Here is a 26,067-nt window from a genome sequence, read left to right as displayed (position 1 = left end):
TGCCCCATAAAAATGTGCGTTTACCGGGGGACAGGTGTCGTGCCGGCATCTGTTCCCCCTCAATATACTGAGTACTGGACCTTGGCACCCGCCCTCTGCGGCGGACGGTAAGTTTAAACCTAAGCGTATGCTTTCGAAGCGAGTTTTACTGCGAAGAAGTGCCCTGTAGCTGATGCTTCGTAAACCTAAGCGTATGCTTTCGAAGCGAGTTTTACTGCGAAGAAAAGCTCTGCAGCCAATGCTTCGTAAAACTTTGAAGGAGGTGAATGGCTGCTCGAGGCCCCTTGCCAGGGAGCGCCGAAACACCATGGCCGACAAAGCTGCAATCGTCCTCTTTTCCCACGTATCCAATACCCGCAGCATCACGGGTGCAGAGAAGCTGCTGCTGTTCTTCGCCCGCGAGCTGTCCTGTTACTTCAATTGTATTCTCGTAGCACCCCAAGACGGCAAGCTGACTCAGCAGGCCCGCAGGGCCGGCCTGAATGTGCAGGTAATTCCGATCCCGCTGGTCTACGGAATGTATACCCCGTATGCCGGGCTTGAGGCGGATATCCGCAAATTTCAGGAGGGCCGCGAATACCTGGAGCTGAAAGACTGGCTTGCTGCGCTCCGGCCGGCGTTCATTATTTCCAGCACCTGTGTGCATGCCCTGCCGGCACTGGCGGCGAAGTCGCTGGGCATTCCGGTAGTGTGGAAGATTTCCGAGACGATTACAGATAACGAATACACCGGAATCAGCGTGGACCTGATCCACAGGAACAGTGATGAGATCCTGGCAATCTCCCATACGGCGGCGGCATGCTTCCCGCAGGAGATCCGCGACAGCAAGGTGACACAGCTTCCGCCTTCCTGGAATGACCAGGAGCTGCTGATGGCGGCCTGGAGCACACTGCGCAGCGAACGGCGGCGGGAGCTGCGGATTGCCCCTGGCGAGCTGCTGATCGGCTATATTTCTTCCTTCATTAATAAAGAAAAAGGTCTGGAGCATTTTGTGAAAATGGCTGTTCTGGTCAGCGAACAGCACCCCGAAGCGAAATATGTGGTCATCGGCACTCCTGGAGATAAAAGCTACTACGAGCGCTGTGTACGCAAGGTGAAGCTGGAGGGGCTGACCTCCCGCTTCAAATTTTACGGGTACGAGGATTCACTGCCCTCCGCTTACTGTGCCATGGATCTGCTGGTGGTTCCCAGCTTGATCCGTGAGGGGTTTGGCATGACGGCGCTGGAAGGCATGGCTTTTGGCAAGCCGGTTGTTGCCTATGACTCCGGCGGCTTGTGCGAAGTGCTGCAGGCCGCAGGCTGCGGCGGCCTGCTCGCCCCGGCGGCGGACATCGGTGCCCTCGCCGCGCGCGTGAATGCCCTGCTGGCGGAGCCGGGCCTTGCCGCCGCCACCGGCAGTCAGGCGCGCGAGCGTATCGACGCCGTCTACGGACCGGCGGCTTACCGCGCGCGCCTGCTCGGCCTCGCGGAGCGCTGGCAGCTCCGCTACTGCCTGGCGCCGCCTGAGCCCGGCGGCGCTACCCCAGCCATGCCCGTGCCGCAGGCACCGGGCGGGAGCGAACCGGCGGCGCGCACAGCCCCGCCGCCGGCCAAGGCGCGCCGCGCAGCACGGCTGCGGCGCGCGAAACTCCGGCGCGGCAGGCTGAGCCGCGCCAAGACCCGGGCGCGCCGCGGCAAGCGCCCGGGCCGCAAGCGGCGCGCGGGCGGCAGCGCGCGCCGGAAGAGCAGCCGCGGACGCAGGCACCGCGGCAGGAAGGCCGGGCGGCGGAAGCGCAGCCGCTAGGCCTGTGTCTTTAGCGAGGCTGCGCCCCTCGCAGGCTTGTGCCTTTAGCGAGGCTGCGCCCCTCGCAGGCCTGTGGCTTTAGCGAGGCCGCGCCCCTCGCAGGCCCGTGGCTTTAGCGAGGCTGCGTCCCTCGCAGCCACCCGAGGGCCTTGCCTTACTCAGACCCTAACACCACCCTGCCCACCATAGGCAGGGTCAACATCAAAGGGAGTGAACCCATGAAGATCATGACGATTTTGGGCACACGGCCCGAAATTATCCGGCTCAGCGTCATCATACCGCTGCTGGATAAGCATGCGGAACGGCATGTGCTGGTGCATACCGGCCAGAATTTCACGGCCAGCCTCAGCGGGGTGTTCTTCGCAGAGCTTGGCCTGCGGGCACCGGACTATGTGCTGCAGGATAAGCAGGCGGGACTGGGCGGCCAGATGGCGGCCATGTTCGGCAGCCTGGAAGGCATCCTGCTGAAGGAGCAGCCGGACCGGGTGCTGCTGCTTGGCGATACGAACAGCGCACTGTGCGCTATTCTCGCTGAGCGGATGGGCATTCCGGTAGTCCACATGGAGGCGGGCAACCGCTGTTACGACCTGAAAGTGCCCGAAGAGAAAAACCGCCGTGTCATCGACGCCGTTTCCACCATTAATATGCCATATACACAGCAGAGCAAACGCCATCTGGTCAGCGAGGGTTTTCCGAGCCAGCGTATCGTGCTTACCGGCAACCCGATCCATGAAGTGATTACGCACTATCAGACGCAGATCAGCAGCAGCGATATTTTATCCCGCCTGGAACTGACCTCCGGCCAGTACTTCCTCGTTACAGCCCACCGGGCGGAGAATGTGGATGATCCTGAGTCGCTGGTGCAGATCATGTCAGGCCTTAACCTGGTGGCTGAGCAGTTTGGCCTCCGCCTGATCTGCAGCATCCATCCCCGTACCCGTTCCAAGCTGACAGAGCAGTTCCCGCTGACCATGAACCCGCTGGTAGAATTCCATGAGCCTTTCGGATTTTTTGATTTCGTCCATCTGGAGCAGCATGCCCTCTGTGCAATCACCGACAGCGGAACTGTACAGGAGGAATGCTGCCTGATGGGAGTGCCGACCGTAACGATCCGCCGGACGACAGAACGTCCGGAGACGGTGGATTGCGGAAGCAATGTAGTGTCGGGAGTGGAGCAGAACAGCATTCTGCGCAGTGTCCGGCTGATGACGTCGCTGAGTCCGAAATGGGAGGCACCGGAAGGCTATTTGACCCCGGATGTCTCGGCCAAGGTAGTTAAATTTTTGCTTGGAGGGAACCTGCATGTTTAATAATAAACGGATTATGGTCACCGGCGGCACCGGTTCCTGGGGGCATGAGCTTATCCGGCAGCTGCTGCCGCAAAATCCCAAGGAGATCATCGTTTTTTCCCGCAGTGAATCTGCACAGGTGGCAATGAGCCGCGAATTTGAAGATAACCGCCTCAGCTTCGTAATCGGGGATATCCGTGACAAGGAAGCGCTGGTTGCAGCCTGCCGCGGAGTGGATTATGTATTCCATCTGGCTGCGCTGAAGCATGTTCCGGTCTGCGAGGATCAGCCGTATGAAGCGCTGAAAACCAACGTGGTCGGTACCCAGAACGTCATCGAAGCGGCCATCGCCAACAATGTGGAAAAAGCGATCTACATCTCCACAGACAAAGCAGCCAATCCGTCCAACTTCTACGGCATGACCAAAGCCATCGGCGAAAAGCTGTTCGTCTACGCCAATCTGCTCGGCTCCCGCACCCGGTTCGTAACGGTACGCGGCGGCAACGTGCTGGGAACGAACGGCAGTGTCGTTCACCTGTTCATGAAGCAGATCCGGGATAAAGGCCAGGTCCGGATTACCGATATGAATATGACCCGGTTCTTCTTCACCCTGCGCGATGCCATCACCCTGCTGTTCAAAGCGTCTGAAGTCAGCCTCGGCGGCGAAATCTTCGTCATGACCATGCCGACCTGCAAGATTGTTGATCTGGCTGAGGTGCTGATTGAAGCCTCCGGCAGAAGTGATGTCAGCATCATCGAGGCAGGCATCCGGCCGGGTGAAAAGATCCATGAAATTCTGATGAGTGATTTCGAGAGCCTGACGACCGTTGTCTACGATGAGCAGTACCTGGTGATTCTTCCGACGCTGGATATGCCGGAGCTGAAGGCCCACTACAAGAGCTATCCGCATGTCTCCTTCAACAGCTTCAGCTCGGAGAATAACCTGATGGATCAGGAGGAGATCAAGGATATTCTGATCCGGGGAGGGTTCCTGCAATGAAGCTGCTTATCCTCGGCGGAAACGGTATGGCGGGTCATATGCTGGCGGCGTATTTTCGCCGCCAGGGCACACATCATGTCTTCCATACAACCCGGGATAAGAGTGATCTTGGCGGGCTGTATGTCGATGCCGACGATATTGCCGGTGTTGAGAAGCTGGTTGAAATCGTATCACCCCATTGCATTATTAATGCAATGGGTGTCCTTAATCATTTTGCCGAGCTTGACCGGGTTACGGCCTATCATGTGAACGGCTTTCTGCCGCACCGGCTGCGCCGGGCTGCAGATGCTGCGGGTGCCCGGCTGATTCATATCAGCACCGACTGCGTGTTCGAGGGGACACGCGGCGGTTACACGGAAGAGGATGCTGCCGACGGCACCTCGGTCTATGCCATCACCAAGAGCCTCGGTGAAGTCCGCGCCCCCGGCCATCTGACCATCCGCACCTCGATCATCGGTCCGGAGATCCGCAGCGGCGGCATCGGGCTGATGGAATGGTTTCTGGCCCAGAAGGGGCCGGTGTCCGGCTATGAGCGGGTGATGTGGAACGGGGTTACGACACTGGAGCTGGCCAAAGCGGTAGAGCGGATGCTGGATTCGCCGGTGTCCGGCCTGATTCATCTGGCCCACCCGCAGCCGCTTAGCAAATATGAGCTGCTGCGCCATATGCAGCAAGCCTTCGATAAAAACGATGTAGAAATCATTCCGGATTCCGTTCATGTTCAGGACCGCACACTCGTGAGTACAAGAGCTGATGTTCATTTTGAATTGCCTGCATATCCTGTAATGCTCCAAGAACTGGCTGACTGGATGAACCAGTCCGCGATGTACACATGAAGGCGCGGAGGCTGCTGATCACCGGAGCCGCGGGTTTTACCGGTGCGCATGCTGTCCGTTACTTCCACGCCGCCGGAGCAGAGGTTACCGCTGTGGTACGCCGTCCGTCCGCCGGGGTCAACTGGCCGGAAGGAGTGAAGCAGCAGGTCTGTGACCTGAGCGACCGCCGGGCTGTGGCGGCGATGGTTGCCGAGGCAGAGCCGGATGAGGTGCTGCATCTGGCCGGCCGCAACTCTGTCCCGGAATCATGGCAGGACCCGCTGCTCTACATGGAGACGAACGTGATGGCGACACTGTATCTGCTGGAAGCACTCCGGGCACGCCCGGCAGGACGGATTCTGGTTGCAGGCTCCCGGCTGAAGTACCAGCCGGGAACCGCCGCCGGTCCGCCCCATCCCTACAGCCTCAGCAAAACACTGGAGGAGCTGGTATCCCTCGCCTGGGGGACCCTGTTCAAACAGCCGGTTCTGCTGGCAGAGCCCTGCAACCTGATTGGCCCCGGCCCCTCCACCGGCTTCTGCTCCCTGCTGGCACAGCATATTGTGGAAAGTGAAGCAGCAGCAGCCGGCGGGGCTGATGCGCCGCAGGCCTTCCGGCTCTCCTCACGGCAGGCACTGCGCGACTTTCTGGATGTGCGCGATGCCGTGCGGGCTTACGATTCTATTCTCCGCTTTGGTTCGGAAGGAACAGTCTACCGGATCGACTCCGGAACACAGCGGACATTAGGTGATATCTCCGCGAAGCTGCTGGCCCATGCGAAAGCCCCAGTGCGGATGGACTGGGGACCGGAAGCCCCCGGACAGGCGCCGGAACCGGCAGGGGCTGCGCAAGCGGATGCTGCAGACGAAGCAGTGGAGAATGCTGCAGCACTCGGCTGGAAGCCGGAAATCAGCCTTGAGCAGTCGCTGAAAGAGATTGTGGACTATTGCCGCTCCGGCAGGGAAGGAAGGTTGTCATGAATCGACCGAAGGTTTCGGTAATTATACCGTTCTATAATTGCCCTTATATCGAGCAGGCGCTGCAAAGCGCCTTATCGCAATCCTGGCAGCCTTATGAGATTATCGTAGTTGATGACGGTTCTTATGCTCACACCGAGCGGATTGCGCCCTATCTGCACAAAATTCATTATCTGGGTAAAGCCAACGGGGGAACGGCCTCTGCCCTGAATCATGCGATTCTGCATGCTACCGGTGATTATATCGCCTGGCTCAGCTCAGACGATATGTTTTACCATGACAAGATCAATAATCAGGTACTGTTCATGGAACAGCACGGCCTGCTAATCTCCTATACCAACTTCCACTATATTAACGGCGAATCCCATTTGACGGAAATGAACGCCTCGCCCGTATTTCCGAACCAGCTGGAATATTTGCGGTGCTTCCTGCACGGCAATCCCATCAACGGCTGTACGGTTATGTTCAAACGTGAGGTATTCGGTGCAATCGGCTTGTTCAATGAATCTTTGCCCTACACGCATGATTACGATCTGTGGTACCGGGCGATTCTGAACGGCTACCCGCCGGTTATGCTTAACCAGCCCTTAACAGCCTACCGGCGGCACAGCGGGATGGGAACGCTGAAGCATTATGATGTCATTATGGCAGAGGCTGCGGCGACCAATGCCCGATATAACGGCCAGCTGCGCGGACTGATTGCCTCTATGGGGGGCTAGGCCGCGCAGCCGCGCCAAGAACATAATGGGGAGGGAAGCGTATGTACCGGGAAATTCAAGTAAAGGATTTCCTGCCGGTCCTGCTGGAGCAGCTGAAATTTTCCGACAGCATTCTGGATGTCGGCAGCGGAACCGGTGCACTGCTTGAACGCTATGAAGCTGCTGTGATCGTCGGCCTGGATATTCACCGGCCTTATCTGCTGAACCGCAAATATACGTCGCCCTGTATTATTCCGGTTAATGCCAATGCCAGCCACATCGACAAGCTGTTTCTGCCGGGAACCTTTTCGGCGGTCACACTGATTGATTCCCTGGAGCATTTTACAATGGACGAAGGGGAAGAGCTGCTCAGAAAGGCGGAGATCATTGCCTCTAACCGTGTAGTGGTGTTTACGCCGCGCGGGTTTTTTCCGCAGGAAGGGACGGATCATTTTCATCTGCAGGGTGAGTATTACCAAAGACACCGCAGCGGCTGGGAGCCGGAGGACTTCATGCAGCTCGGTTACTCAGTAACTGTGCTGAAAGGATATCACCATGCGGAGAATCCCGCTTTTCAGGAAGCCTTTGGGATGGATCATGCACCGCTGGATGCGCTGCTCGCCTGCAAGACGGTCTAAACCATATTTCGGGAAGGAGGTGAGCGTATGAACCAGAGTTCCAGGGTGTCGGTGGTAATCCCCTTTTATAATTGTCCTTACATTGATGAGGCGATAGAAAGCGTGCTGGCCCAGAGTTATCCTGATATTGAGCTGATTGTGGTTGACGACGGATCTTCCCTGTATACCGAAAAGCTTGCCCCCTACAGGGACCGAATCGTCTATCTCCGCAAAGCAAACGGCGGCACCGGCTCTGCGCTCAATATGGGGATCGAGGCAGCCAGCGGAGCCTATTTTGCCTGGCTAAGCGCGGATGACCGGTTTCATCCGCACAAAATTGAGCGCCAGCTGCAGGAGATGCGCAGCACGGGAACTCTTTTTAACCATACTGCCTACTACTACATTAATGAACAGGGAGAGCGGGTATCCGGCGTCATCAGTGTTCCGTTTCCCGGCAGACTTGAGCTGATTCGAACGATGATGACGGGCTGTCCGGTTAATGGCAGCTCTGTTTTGCTCAGTATGGATATTTTCCGGGCAGTCGGACTATTTAATGAAAACTTTCTCTATACCCAGGACTATGAGCTGTGGATGCGGATGCTGCCGCATTACAGCTGGTCCTATATTGAAGAGCCGCTGCTGGATTACCGGGTGCATCAGGCGATGGGCTCTGTTATTCACAACGAGGCGCAGAGCAGGGAAATTAAGATGGTACAGGCCAAGCATAACAAGATTCTTGCCCAGCTGCTCAAAAAGGAGGGATGGCCATGAGGTTGATATTTCCGGTTCTGACCCTGTCCAGGGGAGGCGCGCAGCGGATGCTGGCTGAGCTGGCCAACCGCCTTAGCAGCACAGGTCATGATGTGGTCGTGCTGATGCCCGCGGGAGGCACCGTAGAATACGAGATGTTCTGCCAGGTGATCCACTCGCCGGCGGCTACCCTGACAGAGCATGATTTTCCATACGGGGATGTCATTGTTTCCAACTACTATACAACGGTGCTGGCAGCCCAGAGGGCCAGTGAGCAGGGAAAAGGCATACATGTCAGGCTTGCCCTCTGCTATGAACCGACTTTTTTGCCGGATAATAACCAGTCGTTTGCCTCCTACAGCATTACCCGCAACCTGATGGTGCTCTCGCGCTGGCAGCAGGAGATTGTCCGGATCAACCATGGCATTAAAGGGAGGATTGTACCGGTTGGCGTGAACGGGGATTTTCACAATATGCATCTCCGCGGGGTGCCGGGCAGAAGTCTTGTAGTGTCCGCGATCCTGCGCAAGCCGGAAGGGGGATTCTCCGGGCACCGGGAGCAGGAATATCTGCTGCAGGAGCTTAACACGGTAAAAGAGCTGCATCCCGAGGTCCAGATCTATCTCATTACACCGCCCGGGGAGTATGCTGATTCACCTGCACTGAAGGCGATCCTCGCCGATTCCCGTTACCAGACGCGTACACCCTCCAATGATATTGAGCTGTGCTACCATTATAATGAAAGCGACATTTTTGTCAGCTCCAGCACGTTCGATACCGGCTCGCTGCCCGGACTTGAGGCGATGCGCTGCGGGGCGGCACTGGCTACGGTCTATTCCGGAGGGAATCTGGAATACGGCGTACATGGGCATAACTGCCTGATGTCCTACCGGTTTGAGAACAGGCTGGCACAGGATATCGTCACCCTGATCCGGGATAAGGAGCTGCGTGAGCGCCTTGCCGTCAAAGGGGAGAGTGATTCCCGGCGGTTCACCTGGGAGCGGAGCATGAAGATTTTTCAGGGTGAGCTGTTTGATATTGTGGCGAAGCAAGGCGGAGTATAGAGTCCTGATAATAAAAAGAACCTTCAGCTCCGGTGCTGGTACCGGGGACTGAGGGTTCTTTTGCTTGGCTCCATGCGGCTAAAAAATGGAAAAGGAGTTCAGCATCTCACGGAAAGACTGCGCATACCGCTCCGAGCCGAAACGGGCTTCCATATGGGCTCTGCCATGGATACGGATGCTGTCCCGCAGCTCCAGGTTGTTCATCAGCTCCAGGCCTTCCTGTACAGCCGATCCGACATTACCCAGCGGGTAGAACTTCCCGGAGTAATTATGGACGATAAAAGAGCGGACACCGTCAGAATCGGTGCTAAGTACGGGACAGGTGCAACAGACTGCTTCCGCTACGGCATATCCGAATCCTTCTGTTACCGAAGTGGACAGCAGAAACCCTCCGGAAACAGCTATGGAAGAGTAGTATATTGGCATAACGTGATTCGGGATATTTGTGAAGACCACCAGCCTGTCGTTTAACCCCAGCCTGTGCAATTCTTCATTAAAAAGCTGTTTCTGCTCCTCGCTGGCCAGCTGCGGATCATGGAACATCCAGAGATGCAGATTCGGCTTGCTGTTGCGGATTTCCTTGGCAATCTGGAGATACTCGCGCCAGTTCTTGTTGTTCTCAAGTCTTCCCACCCACGCGATGACAGGATCATGCGGGATCTCGCCGGGAATAAAGCAGAAAGACTGGAGATCTACGATGTTGGGAATGATATAGCGGTGCAGCCAGGGGCAGATGGAAATAAATAATTCCACCAGATGATCGGTGGGCGGAATCAGCACGGAATTGCAATAAGAACGCAAATAGGGTACGGCGTCTATAATCATATCCTTCGCATCTTCGCGTTTGCCAAGCCCTTGGGACTCATAGATCAAAATACCGCCGAAACCGAGCCGGCGCAGGCGTTCCAGCAGCAGATAATCAGAGGTTACAATGATCGCATCGTATCGCTCTCTTTCGAGCAGTGTGAGGATTTCCTCATCACCGGAAGTAATGAATACCGGAAATTTGTTCTGGATCTGCTGCGCGGAACCCGGCATGAGATATAGAACATGGCATTCAATGCCTTCACGCTGCAGACTTTCGCACCGCAGCTTGTTTAGAGTCTCCACCCCGCCGCTGGGTACATAAAATGTAAATAATACCTTCATGCTCAACCCTCCTGAGTTCACCTTGCGGAGCCCTACTGTCTATAGGATACGCGAAGGTTACCCGGCTTGTGACAGCATGCGGGCAGCACGTGGCAAATCCTTTCAGGATAGTGCGGTCTGCCGCGGGTCAAGCTAAGCCTTGCTATGCTTCATACATCATATTGAAGAGGCGGAGGATAAATATGTTACGTTCAAAATTCAGCGCGTCAGTAGTTTCAACGGCTCTGCTGCTGGGAATGGTCAGTCTTACCGGCTGCGGAGCGAATCATGCCGCAGACAGTAACAATGTGCATACAAACAGTGTCAAAGGCAATAACGGCGGCCGGATTCAGACAAATGCCGTACGCGGCAATACCTATGACAAAATGGAGACGAGCCAGGCTCTTGCCGATCGCGTAACGGCAATGCCGGAGGTAAGCTCGGCCAATGTCCTGCTGGTTGGAAAAAGCGCCTATGTTGCCGTGAAGCTTGATGACACTAACGGCAAGCCGCGTAATATCGGTACCCGCAATTATCGTTCTTACAGCTACGACGGCGGCAATATTTCCGGTATCCTGCCGCGCACCGGCGGGATGAATAATGGAAATATGACAGGCGGAGCTGGCGGCACAGGGAATACAATAGGCGGAGCGGGCATGGACGGCGGGAACATAGCCGGTGGCGCAGGAAGTATAGGGAACATGACGGGCGGAGCAGGTATGGGCGGCGGGAACATAGCCGACGGAGCAAGTATGGGTAATAACGGTGCAATAACCGGCGGACGGGGGAGTGTAACCGGCACACCGGGCGTTACAGGTATGGGCGGCTCCACGGCCGGAGTGCCAAAAAGCCTGACCGGGACAGGAACAACCGGAGGAACGGGCATGACTGACCCGCAAGCTTACCCCGGGAATGGCGGAAACGGGGTCCTGTCGGGCAGTAATTATACAGATGGAACCCGGATGAAGCAGGATATTGACGATAGCCTGGGCAGCGGGATCGGCATCCGCAGTGTCGCTCCAAATAACAATTACCGGATGAACACCAGCAATGATGTAACCGGCGACATGAAGGACCGGATCGCCGCCGAGGTCAAAAAGCATAATCCGGCGATCAAAAACGTCTACGTCTCAGCCAATCCCGACTTTGTGGAACGGGCAGACTATTATGCCAAGGAGGCCCGTGCAGGCCATCCGCTGAAGGGCTTTGCCAGAGAATTCGGCACAATGGTTGAGCGGATTTTCCCTACGCGCAGCGGGTATTAAGGCTGCAGCAGGTTATTAGACTGTAACAGGCCTAACTGGGACAAAGCTTTAACCGGCAGCGCTGCGGGCAGGGAGGGAGTCTGCAGCGCTGCCGGATACATATGAAGTGTGTGGGTTCACTCCTGCAGCATAGCGAAACACAACCGGAGCTCGACCAGACTCAACCAGACTCAACCAGAGCTCAAATAGAACTCGACCATCACAACCAAAACTCCGGCAGAACTCCAACGGGACTCCATCAGAACTCAACCAAAACTCCATTCAACCAGAATTTAACCAACTCAACCAGAGCTCCGGCATTTCAGCACCCAGCCTCATTTTCCTAATATCACAACCCGAGATAAGTGTACTTTAGAGTCAATTTCATAATTCAGTTTGCTGGATAGCAAGACTGGGCCAAAATCTGAGTTTGTTTTTTAAAAAAGTTAGGCCACTTGCTGGGAGTTACTCAACTGCTTGTTCAACTTGTCTAGCGCAAACTTACTCAAATTGTAGGCCAATGTGCTGAGCTGGAAATCGACACTTGCCCGGACGCCGCGGTGACGTGTGCGCTTCATCCCAAAATACTCTTTGAGGTAGGCAAAAACACGTTCTACAGCCGTTCGTTTGTTATACAGTTGCCTAAAGCTCTCGCTCCCTCTTGCTGGGTAAGCGTGCTTCCGCAAATCGGTTTGGATTCGAATCTTAAACACTTTTTGGCAGCCGGATGCAGAAAACGGACAGTCTTTGCAATGGTTGGGCCTGGTGTAACGCAGCGTTTCGTATTTGGTATCGAAACTGTCGTAACGGTAGGCGTGTCCCTGCGAGCACACAGGGGTGTAATCCTGGTTCATCCCCTCGGGCGGTTTTTTGTGGTGAATCATTTTAATAATAGGAAAAGCGCCTAAGGAATGAATCAACTGGTAAATGGCCGAACTGTCATACCCTTTGTCGCCCAAGACATGCTTCACCTTCAGCCCAGGAAACTTCAGGTGTAGCCCCTTTAGAAGCAGGACGGCCATCCGCTGGTCATTCAGATTCGCCGAACTAAAAACACCGCTTAGCACATACTGAGAATCCGCATCGACCAGTACGTTCGCCTTAAATCCGTAATAACTGGTGAGTCTGCCCTTCGTATTTTTCTTGTCAAAGCGTGCAGCGTGCCGGGGGATCGTGTTCAGGAGCTCGTCATAGGTGTAAGGCAGCATCGCTTCAATCGTTTTCTCAAAGGGTGCTAGAGTCTTTTCATAAGCTTCCCGTTCTAGACGCCGGCGCTCTTTTTCTTCCGCAGAAGCCCGCCCACGTCGGTAGACTGGTTTTTTAAGCGGTTCGTTCGCTGGCTGAGGCTCTGGCTCGACATTCTCGAACTCCAGTTGCTGAATTTCTGGCGTTTCACTTGGCTTTTTGGTACGGCGGGCCGCTCGGCGTTTCGACGCAGATTCACTGAATTGGCAATCCCAAGCCTCAACAATGGAGGAATCAACGGCAAGGTGCGTGCCCGTAATAAAGCCTTCTTCCATGGCAGACAGCACCAAGCTATCCTGCAGTTGCTCAAGCATTCCCGTTTGCTCAAGCGCAGAAATTAGACGGGAGTATGAAGCCTTGCTCGGAATAGGGTTTGAGCCGGTAAACCGGCACTGCACCCGAAATTCCTCGCTGTGCTTAAGGCGTCTAACCAGAGAAGAAACAAACTCAATGCCCTCCATTTTTGAGATGAGCAGCGAGTAGATCATGGCAGGGAGGTTTAGCTCCTGTGGCCGTCCACGATGGTTCTTTTTCCGGAGTACGTGAAGGACCGGAGCCAGGTTTAAGTGTTCAAAGATTTGACTATATTTATCTTCCGGGCGCATTTGGAGCAATTCCTCGAAGGAAACAGCTCTTCTTGTCGAATAGAGTAGATAGGGATTACCTCCTTTTTTTGTTCTCGGGTGTCGGTTTGGTCGCCTATAACTTCGAGAACTTGGGGAGGTACTCCTTTTTCTATACTCAAAAAAACCAGGCGTAGCAAGGGTTTTGAATTATGAAATTGTCTCCTTTATACAACTAAAAGGCTTGAAAATTAGCATTTTTGCTTTTTAAGCGCAGTTTGTGCAACTAAAACAGCAGTAAACATCCCAATGAGCTCCCCCTTTTTTTTAAGTGTACAGAATACAGTTAAAAGGAAATGAGAAGGAAAAGTGAGCATTTTAGTTGTATAAAGTGCAGTTAAAGTGACGGTGGAGCTTGTTGCGCTACGGCATCGAAATTGACGATAGCGTAGTTTCTTGCGCTACAGTACAAAGTGTGTCGGATGATTAGCATGTAACGTTGGAGCATCGAAAGTGACGATGGAGAAAACTGTTGCGCTGCAGCACCAAATGTGTTGGGTTGAGTAGCTTGCAGCGCTGCAGCACCGGAAGTAACGGGTGAGTAACTTGTTACGCTGTCGCATAAAATAGTATAACTGAGGCCGGCAATGTCTATTCGCGTCTGAGCCGGAAAGCGGGTTTTATAAGCTGGATGAAAAAACCAGCCAATAAAATAGAGCAGCGGCTATCCCGACTGGACAGGGACAACCGCTGCTCTTGTTATTTAAGTTTATTTACAGAAGCATGCTATTTCATGCAACGCAGACCCGTTAGACGAAGCTTTTATATGTTACATATACCAACAACTCTCCCAAACGTCTCTTAGGTCACCAAAAGGTTTGTAAATGAGATTGCTCCAGAGTCTACCTAATGGCCTACATATAGATCGCCCCAAAGGTCACCCCGATGGTCACTCCGCTAAGATCTCCCGGCCGCCGATCCAGACGCGCTGCAGTTCAAGCTGGTCATCCAGCAGCAGGATGTCCCCGCGTTTGCCGGCCTCAAGTGTACCTATCGAGCGCTGCATGCCAAGTGATACTGCAGGTGTAAGGCTGGCAGCCTGCGAGGCTTGCTCCAGGCTGAGTCCCACCTCCTGAACCAGATAGCGGAAGCCGCGGATCATCGTCAGTGTGCTTCCGGCCAGCGCTTCAGGATGCTCCTTCAGCGTAGCTACACCGCCGCTGACCAGCACGGGCAGATCGCCGATGGTGTATTCACCGTCATCCAGCCCGGTTGCGGACATGGCGTCGGTGATCAGCAGCAGGTTGGCATTGTTTTTTAGCCGGGACACGATCTGAATGGCCGCCGGATGAACATGGATTCCGTCGGCAATGATCTCGGCCCGGATCCGGTCGTCGGACATTACAGCTCCGGCGGTGCCCGGCTTGCGGTGATGGAGCGGTGTCATGGCGTTGTACATGTGCACTGCCTGATTCAGTCCGGCATCGGCAGCAGCGATAACTTCCTCAAAGGTGGCATTGGTGTGGCCTAATGCTGCCGTTATACCATGTGTGCGCAGCCAGGAGACAGCCTCCAGCGCCCCTTCGCGTTCCGGGGCAAGCGTGACCTGGCGGATCAGCCCGGGATACTGCTGCTCCCAAGCCTCCAGCCAGCCGATATTGGCCGGGACGATGTGCTCAGGATTCTGCGCACCGGGCCATTTCTGGCTGATGAACGGACCCTCCAGATGAACGCCGGCCACCTGGGCGTAAGGCATTCCGGCCCCGCGATAAGCGTGGACCTCCGCCAGTACCTTGTCGATTTCCGGTTTGGCGGCGGTCATCGTTGTGGCCAGCATCGTTGTCGTCCCCTGCGAGGCATGGAACCCGGTAATGGTGTCCAGCGCCTTGCTGTCGCTGTACATGAAGTCATATCCGGCACCGCCGTGCACATGCACATCGACAAATCCGGGAATCAGCAGACCGCTGCGCTCAGTAACGCTTACAGGCCAGCCGGCATAGGCGGCCGGCAGCCAGGCGGCTTCGCCTGCGTAATGGATGGCCTCCTCTGAGACGGCAATGACACCTTCCGCTATAAGCCCGGACGGAGTCAGTACCCTGCCGTAGAGCAGGTATCCGGTGAGTTCTGCTTCCTTAATTATTTCAGCCATTTGGCAGCTCCTTCGTCCAGCAGCACGACGACATTGGGATGGCTCTGCAGAAGTGAAGCGGGACACTGGGTGGTAATCGGACCTTCCAGCGCGTTACGGACGGCTTCCGCCTTTTCTTCCCCGCGTACCAGCAGGACAATCTGCCGTGCTTTGAGAATGCCGCCGATGCCCATAGTCACTGCCTGGCGGGGCACATCGTCCAGCTTATCAAAGAAGCGGGCATTGGCTTCCCGGGTTTCGTCCAGCAAATCCACTACATGGGTGCCGCTGCTGAGGCTGGCATCCGGCTCATTAAAGCCGATATGGCCATTGCTGCCGATGCCAAGAATCTGCAGGTCAACCGGACCGTTATCCTCGAGCATCCGGTCGTAAGCCAGACATTCCGCTGCGAGATCCGGTGCATTCCCGTTAGGCACATGGGTGCGGGTAAGGTCGATGTCGACATGATTAAACAGGTGCTCATTCATAAAGCTGCGGTAGCTCTGGGGATGGCCTTCAGGCAAGCCGACATATTCATCCAGATTGTAGGAGGAGGCTTTGGCGAAGCTGACCAGCCCTTTGCGGTGCATTTCCACCAGTCTGGCATAGACAGGGACCGGAGAGCTGCCGGTAGCAAGGCCGAGTACGGCTCTGGGATTGCTCTGCAGCAGGCTGACGATCAGGTTAGCACCGGTTTCCGCGAAATCTTCCTGGCTTTTAAAAGTAAGTATGTTCATTAGGATTGACCTCCCCGTTTATGACGGTAATGTTGGACATTCAGATAAGACTGCTCCAGCTTGGGAATGAAGTCCCCGAACCGGGTGCTGACCATGCCGGTGAACAAAATATCGATAATATGCAGCTGGGCGATCCGTGAAGCCATATCCCCCCGGCGCATCCCTTTTTCCAGTGAGGAAGAGAACAGGGGAATGTCAGCCAGTGCTGCAAGTGTGCTGCTGCCGTATGAAGTAAGCGAAATCGTGGAGGCGCCGCTGTCTCTGGCACAGCTGAGGGCATCAATCGTCTCCGGTGTTTCCCCCGAATAGGACACGGCAAACGCCACATCGCCCTTGGCGAGGGAAGAGGCGGAAGTAATCTGCATATGCGAATCGGCAAAAGCAGTACAATTCACTCCTATACGCACCAGCTTCTGATAGAAATCCTGCGCGACAATCGACGAGGTGGCCATCCCGTACAGATCGACCCGGCGGGCATTGCAGAGCAGATCAACCGCGCTTTGCAGCCGCTCCAGATCAAGCAGCGCCGTTGTATCCCTGATCGAGGTCAGGTGATTGGCCTGCATAGCTTCAACAATGACGGACAGCGGGTTCCCGGCAACAATGTCCTGATAGGAGGAGCTTCCGTCCTGCGGCAAAGCATCGCCATGGGCAATCTCTGCCGCCAGCTTGACTTTGAAATCGGGAAAACCCTTGAAATGCAGCACCTTGCAAAAACGTGTAATTGTAGCGGGGCTAACCCCGCATTGCTCCGCCAGCTCTGTAATTCCCATATGGACGATCTCACCGGGAGATGACAAAATACGTTCCGCCAGCTTGCGCTCCATTTGAGAGAAGCTTGCCTGCTCATGCTCCAGGGCATGAAGTATAGGAGACAATAGCTCCACCTTCTTTTCTGTAGAGTGATCCGGGATCAGATTGAACATTGAAATTATTTTAATAAAATGTATATATAATAAGAAAATTATTTTCATAACCAGAATAAAACAAATTGTCTCCGGATGCAAGAAGTACTTTAACCAGAGCAATAACACAATTGAAGTCTATATAAGTGTAAAATAGGTGATCGGCATGACTGAACGTGGGTGGGTTGAATGCACACAAAAAAGCGGAGAATCTCCGGTAACTTTCCGTTAATGATTCTCCGCTCCTGCAACCCTTGCGTCATCCGAGACCGGGCATGAAGCAATATTAGCTGGCGGTACGTGTATTCTGTTTGTTTTTGCCGCGCAGCATCCCCAGACGATAAACACCAGGATCAGGATCTGGGGCAGCAGCGTTTCCCAGGTCGGGAACAGCCCAAGCCAGCTTACGGAAGGAAGTCCATTTTCCACATGTGCCGGCAGTTTACCCGCGACCTGCAGGGAGTGGATGCTCTCGCCAAGGAACCGGAACACGAGGTAGTAGATCAGCAGACTGGCTACACGGAAGAAGGCGGCCAGAGGCAGTCTGGCGCTCAGCACAATAATGGCATAGCCGATAACAATAAGTATGGCTAATGCGGCTCCGATCCCCAGCAGCAGCTGGGAGACTGCAATAGAAGAAGCCATCCCGGCATAAAAAATCGTCGTCTCCGCGCCTTCACGCAGCACCGCCAGCAGGGCCACGGCGAACAAAGACCACAGGCTGCCTTTGGCCAAAGCGCCGTTAACCTGGCGGCCGACGTATTGATTCCAGGCTGCAGTATTCGATTTGCTGTGCAGCCAGCGTCCGATGGTGAGCATCATTGCAACCGCAACGAGGCCGGTAATTCCCTCAATCAGCTCGCGGGCGCTCCCTGAGGCAGCCTGTGAAATCGTATAGCTAAGCAGAACAGCCAGACCAATACTGAGGATCAGACCCGATGCAGCGCCTGACCAGATCCAGCGCTGCGTACCAGGGCCGCCTTCTCTTTTGAGATAGGACAGCAGGGCAGAGAGCACAAGGATGGCCTCAAGACCTTCGCGCAGCAGGATCAGGCCGGCATCCCAGGCGGTATAGCTTGTCTCTCCGGCCAGCGAGTCAGCTCGCTGAGCATGTTATCCATTACAGCCAGCGCATGCTCAAGCTTGGGCGGGACTGAGAGCAGATTGCCTGTGACCTCTGCGCTTTCGTTCTCAATATGGGTATATACCTTGGGCGAGGCAATCTGTACCTGGCCTTCGGCTGAGGGCCAGGCGGCAATGAACTGCTCCATGATTGCGGCCGCACCGGAGCTGTCTCCGGCCTTTGCCTTAGCTGTGGCCTGATTCAGGTAGCTGACCAGTCCTGCAATCGAGGCAGGTTCTGCTGAAGCTGCTCCTGTGCTCACAGCTTTGCCTTCACTGTAATCGGACAGCGCCGTGTACAAGGCCTCCGATTCCGCGGCCGCTGCCTCCGTGCGCAGCGGCTCGGCCTGCAGCGCGATCCGCAGCAGGCTGATTTTGGTCTCCAGCAGGGCGTAGACGGCTGGATTGTCAATCCGGATGCCGCGCTCCGCCGGCGCCCAGCTGTTCACGACGGTACGGTAGGCTTCTGCCGCCGCCGTCCAGTCGCCGCTGCGCGCTGCGTCCCGCGTGGCCCGGGCCGCGGGCAGCAGCTTCGCCGCGGCTGCGCGCCCCGCGGCGCTTACGTCACTGCCGCCGGACGCGGCAGTGACGTAGCTGTCCACGCTTTTGGCCAGCGTGGACAATGCTTCTGATGCGGGCGCGTCTCCGCCCGCATCAAGGGCAGTCGCCGCCGCTTCAAGCGCGGCGTCAACGGCAGCAGCCGGACCGGCAAGTGCCGGGTCCGGCGTGCCTTCGTTCGCGGTGCGCCACAGCGCCGCGAACGCTTCTACATCGGCGGCGGCCGCGTCCCAGCGGCCCTGGCCGGCTTCCACGAGCGCGCTGCCGACCGGCGGCAGCAGCTCGTCGAGCGGCGGGTCCGCCGCCGCAAAGGCTGCCGGTCTCCCCGGCAGCAGCAGAAGCAGGCCGCCTAAAAGCGCGGCGGCCAGCATCAGGCCCCACTTTCTCTGTATATTCCATCCCACTCCGGAGTCCCCCTGTCATCATTTATCCGTGCCGGGCGCAGCGCCGGGATGGCTGCATCCTCACCCGCTGCATCCGGCACTAGCCTCACCGGCTGCACTCAGCCCAGCAATGTCTCCCCGATATACCCGCCCTCCCGGACACCCGGGAAGCAGGCGAAGACAGCGCTGCCGGTATGGAGAATGTATTCGTTCAGCTTGTCACTTTTGGCCAGGCGCTGCTGGATGCTGACGAACTGCTTGACCAGATCCTTCTGGAAACTGATGAACAGCAGCCCGGCATCCAGCTGGCCTGTCTTGAGATTCATGCCGCTGGAATAAGAATAGGAGCGGCGGAGGATTTTGACCGAGCCGTCGCCATGGGACAGTGCGCTGTGTGAGTTGGCAGGCACAACCGGCCGGCCGCTGCGGTCCTTGGCTTCAAGGTCCAGCTCGTCGAATTCATCCTTGGACCCGATTGGAGCGCCGCTTTGCCGGTAGCGGCCAAACGTCGTCTCCTGGTCGCTAAGCGTCGAGCGGTCCCATACCTCGATGCGCAGCTGCACACGGCGGACGGCCATATAAGTGCCGCCGTTCATCCAGGCGGGACCGTCACCGCTGCCGCTCCATACAATCTCCCGCATGGCAGCCGCATCAGTGACATCGGGATTGCCGGTTCCATCTTTGAAGCCGAGCAGATTGCGCGGCGTCCCGCCTTTGGGATCAGCGCTGCCGGTCCGCTGAAAACCCTCCTGGGTCCAGCGCAGCACCGCTGTGCCCCGGGCGATGCGGGCCAGATTGCGGATGGCGTGAAAGGCTACCTGCAGATCATCGGCGCAGGCTTGAACGCATAGATCGCCGCCGCACCACTGCGGTTCCAGCGCATCTCCGGCAAAAGCCGGGAGATCGGCAAGTGTGGCCGGACGTCTGGAAGCCAGTCCGAACCGTCCGTCAAATAAGGCAGGCCCCGCCCCGAAGGTAATGGTGCATTTGGAAGGCGATAAGCCGTCAGCCTCTCCCGTATCCGACGGGGGCAGATTTGGATTATCATTAACGCTGCCGATCAGTCCGCCTGAGGTCAGGGCAGCAGCGGCAGCGGTCCAGTCCTGCATCAGCTTTTTTACATCGGCAAGCTTGACGGTTGTCAGATCAAAGGCCGCAAAGCAGATGAAATTTTGTGCCGGGGTCAGAATGCCGCTCTGATGGCTTCCGTAAAAAGGGATGGCATCGCCGGAGGCCTGCGCAGCAGCAGGTCCGGGAGCGGCCGGTTTGCGGGCGGCCATGAGGCTGCCTGCGCCGGTTCCGCCGAGCAGCAGCCCGAGTCCGCCGACACCGGTAAGCCGCAGTATATCGCGGCGGCTTAGTTTCTGTTCCAATAAAGGTTCACTCTGTTGTTCCTGTTCAGTCGAAGGTGTTACAAACTTCACTTTTTTCTTCATGCCGGTCACACTCCCAGAATAGTACCCATATTGGACAGCGGCTCAGCCAAGGCATCGAGGCTCTGGCTCAGCTTGCGGATTTCATCTTCCTCCAGGGTTTCATAGGAGACATAGCCGTCACCCGATTTGAACGGGGCGAGCTCGTCCAGCAGGGAGGTGAACCGTTCGCCGATTGTCTGCTCCAGGGCAGGATCTTTTTTGGCCAGCTCCGGCTTCAGCAGCTCGTAGATTTTCTGTGCACCCTCAACATTGGCTACAAAATCATACAGGTCTGTGTGAGAGTAACGTTCCTCTTCACCAGTAACCTTGGAGGAGGAGACTTCGTTCAGCAGGCCGACGGCACCGGTAACGAGCAGGGTAGCGTCGATATCTGTGGTTTCTACCTTGGCACGCAGCAGCTGGGCATCCTTCAGCAGCCGGTCGGCAGTATCGTTCATACCGTCAGTGATCCCGTTTTGCCAGAGCGCCTGTTCAAGCTTATGGAAGCCGCGCCAGTCGGCAGGGTCGACATCATTTTCCCGGGCATCAATATTCGGATCAAGGTCGCCCAGTGCTTCAGCAATCGGCTCGATCCGTTCATAGTACATGCGGGCAGGAGCGTACAGCGCCTTGGCCTCCTCCAGCTGCCCGGCCTTGACCGCCGTAGTGAAGCTTTCAGTCTGCTTAACGAACTCGTCGCATTGCTCGATTACGTAGTTCCGGTACTGCTCTATGGCAGAAGTTAAGTCTACAGCGTCTGCCGCTGCGGAGGTTTCAGTAGTGGAGGCGGGGGCATTAGTTGCCGTGCTGCTACTCTCAGTTGCCTCATTTCCCGGATTGCTGCCGGCATTGTTGTCATTGCTTGAGCATCCGGCGAACAGGATGGAAGCCGCGAGCAGACCGGCGGGAACAGCATAACTAAATTTCAATCAGAACACCCCTTAGTATTAGATGAGAACCATTATCAATTAAGCTGGACTTATCATAAATCTGGACATGGGGACTGTCAATAAAAAAATATGATGTTTCTCACAACTGTAAACCGGCAGGCTCTGATTAAAGTGCATAACCTGTTAGAAATGCGTGGTATATTCTCAACCAGGAAGGGAAACTTTTGTATAAAATAAAGTGTCTCCTGTACAGGAACATTAGTCCTCTTTAAATACACATTTCCCTTTTGAAACGTTATAATATCAAATAAAAAACGCAAAATAATGTCTTTTACCAGTGGACACATCCTTGGAATATGTTATAATGAAAGCGTAAACAAAATAGTTATGAATTTATGATTTCATCGCTCAAGGAGGATGAAGGTAATGCTGGAAACCCTTAAGGAATTCAAGAATAAGGTCATCGGATTTTGGCAGCCGCAGGCGGCTTCAGGAGAGGATGATTATCTGAACATGGAGTACACCGTGCAGAAGCATCTGCACACGCCGCAGTCAGCCAGCCCGCTAACTTATGAAGAGCAATCCCGGATCAAGTCGGTCATTTACCACTGATACCGGCTGAAGAGAATAGATAAGCCATTCACTTTAACCCACTTAGAGCAAAAGACCGCCAACCCGGAGAGCTTCCGGTGCTGCGGTCTTTTATTTTTTAGATCATATCCTATGCCTCGTCGCTTCTATATTCAAGAATATCCCCGGGCTGGCAGTCAAGCGCCTTGCATATGGCCTCCAGTGTAGATAGCCGCACTGCTTTGGCTTTGCCGTTTTTGAGGATCGACAGGTTAGCCATCGTAATGCCCACCCGCTCCGACAGCTCGGTTACGCTCATTTTCCGCTTAGCCAGCATCACATCAATATTTACGATTATCGCCATTGTCGTCACCTCAGACCGTCAGGTCAATCTCTGATTTTAGTTCGATCGCGTCTTTAAGCAGCTTCTGGAGCACGGCGGCAAAGACGGCAATCACCATCCCGGCAAAAACCAGCACCATCCCGATCACGATAATCCCCGGGGCATCATCCTTCTCCGCCAGCAGATAAAAGAGTGGCATACCCAGCACATACACCGCACTGAAGGCCAGGGCACAATATTTAATCTTCTTTAACGCCTGTACAGACAGCTCCGAAAAAGCCTTGTTCCGGTCAATGTAGCTTAACAGCTTAAACGCCTGATACAGCGCAAAGAAGAAAGGCAGCGCTGACGCATACAAATCGGCGAATACCAGCACCTTCAGGTAAGAATGATCCGGATACAGCTCGCCGGTGAAAGCTGCGATTTCAGGTACCAGAAAGATGCAGAGCGCCAGCACCGGAATACTGATGAGAATAAGCGCCACCTTCAAAAAGAGTGTGGATCCACGTTCCATAACAAGCCCCTCACTTATGTGTAATTTTGATCTTAATTTAACACAGTATTTATTGTATTACAATAAATTAATAGTGAAAAATAATAATTTATTGTTGTTATAATGATTATTTGAGTAGTGATGGGCAGTGTTGCTGTGCAATTTGCTGTACGATTTATACTAAGCTTGTCCCCGGCAGGTCATTTGCCCCCGCCCAATTTAGGTCAGCAACCGCACCATTGACATTGCGCATACATAGTATGTTTTGACTGTATCCCTTTACCTTGTTATACCAAACAAACCCAGGGCAAGGAGGGGTGACACCATTGAAGGGGAACGATCATCACAGCAAATTTCTGTTAACGCATCGTGAGCGCGAAGTATTCGAGCTCCTAGTGCAGGACAAAACTACACGGGATATTGCCGGATTGTTATTTATCAGCGAAAAAACGGTCCGCAACCATATCTCCAACGTCATGCAAAAGTTAAACGTTAAAGGCCGTTCGCAAGCGGTTGTCGAGCTGATCAAGCTTGGGGAGCTGAAAATATAGCTGACCTTGTCTGCTGCAGTGACACGTTTAAGCCTTCTCTTATCTTTCGGGGTGGGGGGAGGTTTTTTGTTGGTTAGTTTGTGATTCCCATCACAAACTATTTCACATAACGTGATACATTAAAATCACGACTGTAAATTTAGGAGGGTCTTTAAATGGCAAGATACGAGCAGGAACGGCAATTTCTAAAATCCAATTTTCATGAATTCAAACATATAAAAACAGACAAGATCAAGGGAGTTGCCCAACCGCCAATTGTTAAATCCTATCATCCGGACTCGCCAATCATTGATTTGCCGGAAGTCAGCAGGGACGTTGTGCGTAAGGAAAATATTTTTGATTGCATAGATCAGCGAAGAAGTACAAGATTCTATTCTGCGGAAACGCTAAGCCTGGATGAATTGTCTTATTTATTATGGGCCACCCAGGGCATTACGGGGATGAACCCTAATGGGCTTACCTTGCGGACGGTACCCTGCAGCGGGGCGACGCATACTTTTGAAACCTATTTACTGATTATGCGGGTGGAGGGTGTGAAGCAAGGGATTTACAGGTACCTGCCTGCCGGGCACAAGCTCTTGTTTATGTTTGAATTGGAACAGATCGAGCAGAAGGTTGACGCTATTACTTTGGATCAGCCGTTTGTCCCTAATTTTGCGAAGAAGGCGGCTGTGCTGTTTGCGTGGAGTACTACACCGTACCGCTCTGAATGGAAGTATGATATATCGGCTCACAAAAAAATCCTCATCGATGTGGGGCATGTCTGCCAGAACCTGTATCTGTCCAGTGAATCTATCGGTGCAGGCGCCTGTGCCATTGGAATCTATGATCAAAAGCTGATTGATGAGGTGCTGGGGTTAGACGGTGAGGAAGAGTTCGTGATCTATCTTGGTGCGGTCGGGAAGAAACGGGAATAGCTGCCTGCAAAAAGCCCTGTAATAAAAAAACCGCCTCATTCGGCGGAAAGGATAACTTAACCGGTCCGTCACGCCCTTTCGGTAACGCCGGTTTAATCCGGTAAGCTGTTACACATCCAGTCTAAAGTATGAAATGCGTTCCATAGCAAGCTTTTTTATCGGGGGAAAATTTAAGGAGGCGGTGTGGTAAAATAAAACCAGTATATGCCTAATGTCAGGAGGAAGCTGGTCGAATGGCTAATATCAAAGAAATCGCCCGCATCGCCGGTGTTTCCGTTACGACTGTATCGCGGGTGCTGAATAATCATCCTTATGTGAGTGAGACGAAGAGGGCCGCTGTGCTCCAGACAATAGAGCACCTGAACTATGCGCGGAATATGAATGCGGTGCATCTGAGTACCGGGCGGACGGGGACGGTTGCGGTGATTTTGCCGTATATTAATCTGTTCTATTTCTCGGTGGTGATGGACGGGCTGGCCCATGAGGCGCTGCTGGCGCAGTACCGGCTGATTCTCTGCCAGAGCAACTATGACCCGGATGAAGAACTGAAAGTGCTGGAGATGCTGCGCAATAAAGAGATTGACGGTGTGGTCGTTGTGTCGACGGCACTGCAGCCGGAGGTCATTGAGGAGTATACGGAGTACGGGCCGGTTGTAAGCTGCCAGGACAGCGGGGAGCGGCGTTTTTCCTCTGTGTATATTGAGCATTATGCGGCTTTCCGGCATGGGCTGGAGTACTTAAAAGATAAAGGCTACCGCAAAATCGGCTACTGCGAGGGCCGGCAGAACGGCAGCAGCGCCTCGATCCGGCAGACGGCTTTTCATGCTTTTCTTGCTGAACACGGACTGCCCTTCCGGCAGGAATGGATGGTGTTTGACTGCATGCAGGAGGAGGACGGGGCGGCAGTTGCCCGTTCGCTGCTTCAGATGGCGGAACGGCCGGAGGTGTTCATTGTGACCGGCGACCATGTTGCGGCAGGCCTGATTATCGAGGCGCGTAAGCATGGCCTGCGTATCCCGGAGGATGTTGCTGTTATGGGCTTTGACAACCAGCCGATCGGCCGGCTACTGGACATTACGACCATCGACAACCATCTCTACGACATGGGCGCCGCCGCCTTCCGCATTATTCACGAACAGATCCGTACAGGTAGCCGGCAGCCTGTATACCGTAAGCTGGATTATGAGATTATTGAGCGGGGGACGGTGTAGGGAGGCTGAATTTCGTTGAATCAAACTTTCGGAGTAAGTGCAGCAACGGATAAAGAGTGATAAAATATTTATGATACATACCTCCAATGAGGAATGCATTATTCATCTACGTAGAGACCCTCTCATGAGAGTGAGACGTAACTCATGAACTTAACCTATGATGGGCAACTCCTGACTGCTTCAATAACGCTCTGCTATCGCGGGAAAAGCCTGACAATAACAGATATCATTATAGATACGGGTTCGTCTCATACGATTTTCAACATATTGAAGTTGATGTCGGAATTCTCCCCAAGACCCATAAAGGCTTGCTCGGTCTGGATATTTTGAAAACATATGGATTCGTCGTTGACATGAACGAATTCAAATTATATTCAACTGGTCCTGTAAATTAGGCCCCGCTTAAAGATTCTATCTACCACGCAATAGGTAACGCTTACAAACCTCCACTCTTCCGTCAGGAGGATGGAAGGCTTTTTTGCAATTTATGGATTGACGAAGTTTGGGAATGGAGGTAAAATCATCTCAAAGTAAAAACCTTTTAACTTTAGTGAGGGTTTTAATACTTGTTAAAAAAGTGAGAGACTCACATGTGATGTACGGTTTTTTAGTTGGTGTATAGTTATAGCTAAACTTATCAATCTCATTTTTTACCCTAAAAGTTAAAACGT

Annotated in this window: 25 protein-coding genes; 14 read left to right on the top strand and 11 right to left on the bottom strand. The window is 54.3% G+C overall.

What is annotated here, in order from left to right; genetic code table 11:
* Positions 1 to 307 precede the first annotated feature (307 nt).
* The 9 genes from NST84_RS24800 to NST84_RS24760 all read left to right on the top strand — a co-directional run bounded on the left by NST84_RS24800 (position 308) and on the right by NST84_RS24760 (position 8,993).
* Positions 308 to 1,783 (top strand): glycosyltransferase family 4 protein, encoded by a 1,476-nt coding sequence (locus NST84_RS24800; RefSeq protein ID WP_342562766.1) that lies wholly within the window; start codon positions 308 to 310, stop codon positions 1,781 to 1,783.
* Between the two features lie 218 nt (positions 1,784 to 2,001).
* Positions 2,002 to 3,093, top strand: a complete 1,092-nt coding sequence (wecB, locus tag NST84_RS24795) for a UDP-N-acetylglucosamine 2-epimerase (non-hydrolyzing) (RefSeq protein WP_342562765.1) — start codon at positions 2,002 to 2,004, stop codon at positions 3,091 to 3,093.
* Positions 3,086 to 4,072, top strand: a complete 987-nt coding sequence (locus NST84_RS24790) for a polysaccharide biosynthesis protein (protein ID WP_342562764.1) — start codon at positions 3,086 to 3,088, stop codon at positions 4,070 to 4,072. The genes wecB and NST84_RS24790 overlap by 8 nt, the downstream gene beginning before the upstream one ends.
* The gene (locus NST84_RS24785; protein WP_342562763.1) at positions 4,069 to 4,908 is read left to right on the top strand and encodes an SDR family oxidoreductase; all 840 of its coding nucleotides are present in this window, start codon (positions 4,069 to 4,071) and stop codon (positions 4,906 to 4,908) included. Before NST84_RS24790 ends, NST84_RS24785 begins: the two co-directional genes overlap by 4 nt.
* On the top strand, positions 4,905 to 5,867 hold the full coding sequence (locus tag NST84_RS24780; protein ID WP_342562762.1) for an NAD(P)-dependent oxidoreductase: 963 nt from the start codon (positions 4,905 to 4,907) through the stop codon (positions 5,865 to 5,867). The genes NST84_RS24785 and NST84_RS24780 overlap by 4 nt, the downstream gene beginning before the upstream one ends.
* Positions 5,864 to 6,583 (top strand): glycosyltransferase, encoded by a 720-nt coding sequence (locus NST84_RS24775; RefSeq protein ID WP_342562761.1) that lies wholly within the window; start codon positions 5,864 to 5,866, stop codon positions 6,581 to 6,583. The genes NST84_RS24780 and NST84_RS24775 overlap by 4 nt, the downstream gene beginning before the upstream one ends.
* 41 nt (positions 6,584 to 6,624) lie before the next feature.
* Positions 6,625 to 7,200: a class I SAM-dependent methyltransferase gene (locus NST84_RS24770; protein ID WP_342562760.1), complete on the top strand. Its 576-nt coding sequence runs from the start codon at positions 6,625 to 6,627 to the stop codon at positions 7,198 to 7,200.
* Between the two features lie 27 nt (positions 7,201 to 7,227).
* On the top strand, positions 7,228 to 7,950 hold the full coding sequence (locus NST84_RS24765) for a glycosyltransferase (protein WP_342562759.1): 723 nt from the start codon (positions 7,228 to 7,230) through the stop codon (positions 7,948 to 7,950).
* Positions 7,947 to 8,993, top strand: coding sequence for a glycosyltransferase family 4 protein (locus NST84_RS24760; RefSeq protein ID WP_342562758.1), 1,047 nt, complete (start codon positions 7,947 to 7,949; stop codon positions 8,991 to 8,993). The genes NST84_RS24765 and NST84_RS24760 overlap by 4 nt, the downstream gene beginning before the upstream one ends.
* Positions 8,994 to 9,071: 78 nt before the next feature.
* On the opposite strand, the gene NST84_RS24755 is transcribed toward NST84_RS24760, so the two are convergent.
* Positions 9,072 to 10,142, bottom strand: coding sequence for a glycosyltransferase family 4 protein (locus NST84_RS24755; RefSeq protein WP_342562757.1), 1,071 nt, complete (start codon positions 10,140 to 10,142; stop codon positions 9,072 to 9,074).
* A 182-nt stretch (positions 10,143 to 10,324) separates the two neighbouring features.
* On the opposite strand from NST84_RS24755, the gene NST84_RS24750 reads away from it, so the two are divergent.
* Positions 10,325 to 11,386 (top strand): YhcN/YlaJ family sporulation lipoprotein, encoded by a 1,062-nt coding sequence (locus tag NST84_RS24750; protein WP_342562756.1) that lies wholly within the window; start codon positions 10,325 to 10,327, stop codon positions 11,384 to 11,386.
* Positions 11,387 to 11,811: 425 nt separating this feature from the next.
* Here the strand turns inward: NST84_RS24750 and NST84_RS24745 are convergent, their stop codons facing one another.
* From NST84_RS24745 to efeO, 8 genes are all read right to left on the bottom strand, one after another.
* The gene (locus NST84_RS24745) at positions 11,812 to 13,215 is read right to left on the bottom strand and encodes a transposase (protein WP_342562755.1); all 1,404 of its coding nucleotides are present in this window, start codon (positions 13,213 to 13,215) and stop codon (positions 11,812 to 11,814) included.
* Between the two features lie 907 nt (positions 13,216 to 14,122).
* Complete coding sequence (nagA, locus tag NST84_RS24740) at positions 14,123 to 15,322, bottom strand: N-acetylglucosamine-6-phosphate deacetylase (RefSeq protein ID WP_342562754.1); 1,200 nt, start codon at positions 15,320 to 15,322, stop codon at positions 14,123 to 14,125.
* Positions 15,310 to 16,038: a glucosamine-6-phosphate deaminase gene (gene nagB, locus NST84_RS24735; RefSeq protein ID WP_342562753.1), complete on the bottom strand. Its 729-nt coding sequence runs from the start codon at positions 16,036 to 16,038 to the stop codon at positions 15,310 to 15,312. The genes nagA and nagB overlap by 13 nt, the downstream gene beginning before the upstream one ends.
* Positions 16,038 to 16,916, bottom strand: a complete 879-nt coding sequence (locus tag NST84_RS24730; RefSeq protein WP_342562752.1) for a MurR/RpiR family transcriptional regulator — start codon at positions 16,914 to 16,916, stop codon at positions 16,038 to 16,040. Before NST84_RS24730 ends, nagB begins: the two co-directional genes overlap by 1 nt.
* 255 nt (positions 16,917 to 17,171) lie before the next feature.
* Positions 17,172 to 17,960 carry an FTR1 family protein gene (locus NST84_RS24725; RefSeq protein WP_342562751.1) on the bottom strand — a complete coding sequence of 263 codons (789 nt, stop codon included), beginning with the start codon at positions 17,958 to 17,960 and terminating at the stop codon, positions 17,172 to 17,174.
* Positions 17,961 to 17,992: 32 nt separating this feature from the next.
* Positions 17,993 to 19,027 carry a hypothetical protein gene (locus NST84_RS24720; RefSeq protein WP_342562750.1) on the bottom strand — a complete coding sequence of 345 codons (1,035 nt, stop codon included), beginning with the start codon at positions 19,025 to 19,027 and terminating at the stop codon, positions 17,993 to 17,995.
* 98 nt (positions 19,028 to 19,125) lie between these two features.
* Positions 19,126 to 20,442, bottom strand: a complete 1,317-nt coding sequence (gene efeB, locus NST84_RS24715) for an iron uptake transporter deferrochelatase/peroxidase subunit (protein WP_342562749.1) — start codon at positions 20,440 to 20,442, stop codon at positions 19,126 to 19,128.
* 5 nt (positions 20,443 to 20,447) lie between these two features.
* A complete protein-coding gene (efeO, locus tag NST84_RS24710; RefSeq protein WP_342562748.1) occupies positions 20,448 to 21,350 on the bottom strand; it encodes an iron uptake system protein EfeO in 903 nt (300 codons plus the stop codon).
* A gap of 387 nt (positions 21,351 to 21,737) precedes the next feature.
* Here efeO and NST84_RS24705 point away from each other — a divergent pair, with 387 nt between their 5' ends.
* The gene (locus NST84_RS24705; RefSeq protein WP_342562747.1) at positions 21,738 to 21,923 is read left to right on the top strand and encodes a hypothetical protein; all 186 of its coding nucleotides are present in this window, start codon (positions 21,738 to 21,740) and stop codon (positions 21,921 to 21,923) included.
* A gap of 109 nt (positions 21,924 to 22,032) precedes the next feature.
* Here the strand turns inward: NST84_RS24705 and NST84_RS24700 are convergent, their stop codons facing one another.
* Positions 22,033 to 22,245, bottom strand: a complete 213-nt coding sequence (locus NST84_RS24700) for a helix-turn-helix transcriptional regulator (RefSeq protein WP_342562746.1) — start codon at positions 22,243 to 22,245, stop codon at positions 22,033 to 22,035.
* Between the two features lie 10 nt (positions 22,246 to 22,255).
* Positions 22,256 to 22,738 (bottom strand): DUF2975 domain-containing protein, encoded by a 483-nt coding sequence (locus NST84_RS24695; protein ID WP_342562745.1) that lies wholly within the window; start codon positions 22,736 to 22,738, stop codon positions 22,256 to 22,258.
* 305 nt (positions 22,739 to 23,043) lie between these two features.
* Between NST84_RS24695 and NST84_RS24690 the strand changes: the two genes are divergently transcribed.
* The 3 genes from NST84_RS24690 (at position 23,044) to NST84_RS24680 (ending at position 25,396) form a co-directional block, all read left to right on the top strand.
* Complete coding sequence (locus NST84_RS24690; protein ID WP_039876697.1) at positions 23,044 to 23,268, top strand: helix-turn-helix transcriptional regulator; 225 nt, start codon at positions 23,044 to 23,046, stop codon at positions 23,266 to 23,268.
* Between the two features lie 155 nt (positions 23,269 to 23,423).
* On the top strand, positions 23,424 to 24,185 hold the full coding sequence (locus NST84_RS24685) for a SagB/ThcOx family dehydrogenase (protein ID WP_342562744.1): 762 nt from the start codon (positions 23,424 to 23,426) through the stop codon (positions 24,183 to 24,185).
* Between the two features lie 233 nt (positions 24,186 to 24,418).
* Complete coding sequence (locus tag NST84_RS24680; RefSeq protein ID WP_342562743.1) at positions 24,419 to 25,396, top strand: LacI family DNA-binding transcriptional regulator; 978 nt, start codon at positions 24,419 to 24,421, stop codon at positions 25,394 to 25,396.
* The last annotated feature ends 671 nt before the right edge of the window (positions 25,397 to 26,067 follow it).

Source organism: Paenibacillus sp. FSL R7-0345, assembly GCF_038595055.1.
Classification (GTDB): domain Bacteria; phylum Bacillota; class Bacilli; order Paenibacillales; family Paenibacillaceae; genus Paenibacillus_AQ.
This window is presented reverse-complemented; position numbering and strand designations above follow the sequence as displayed.